This window comes from Ancylomarina sp. 16SWW S1-10-2 (assembly GCF_009669305.1).
Classification (GTDB): Bacteria; Bacteroidota; Bacteroidia; order Bacteroidales; family Marinifilaceae; genus Ancylomarina.
This window is the reverse complement of sequence record NZ_SADB01000359.1, coordinates 1-357: the sequence shown is the minus strand read 5'-3', so window position 1 is coordinate 357 and position 357 is coordinate 1. Positions and strand designations below refer to the sequence as shown.

At 43.4% G+C, this 357-nt stretch carries 1 protein-coding gene; it reads left to right on the top strand.

Features of this window, described 5'->3' with window-relative positions:
• Positions 1 to 93: 93 nt before the first annotated feature.
• Positions 94 to 357: hypothetical protein (locus tag EMN46_RS19535; RefSeq protein ID WP_154202682.1), on the top strand; the 264-nt coding region annotated here is incomplete at its 3' end.

Below are 357 nucleotides of genomic sequence, written 5' to 3'. Positions count from 1 at the left end.
CCGGAGGACGTAAAAGTGACTTCTCCCTATTCTTCCAAAGACTATATCACAGCCCGCCTGTTGAGTAACAGCATCAAATGGGAGAAATTTTTCGTGGAGGATTTCAACGAAACGAACAATGAATTGAAATTCAGGTTTGGTGATACTGATGATAATGGAATTGATGGAGATTACACAGCTGGCGTTACTCATGCTATTCCGGATCAGGTACCTGTTTTCATAACTTTTAACAATGGACCTTGGACGGATGTGAAAACCTGGGCCACTTATAATCCCGACAATGGCGCTATAGGTGGGGAAGGTGTTGGTGTTCCTGCAGGAGGGCCGCGAGGAAGTGTTATATATGTTAAACATAAA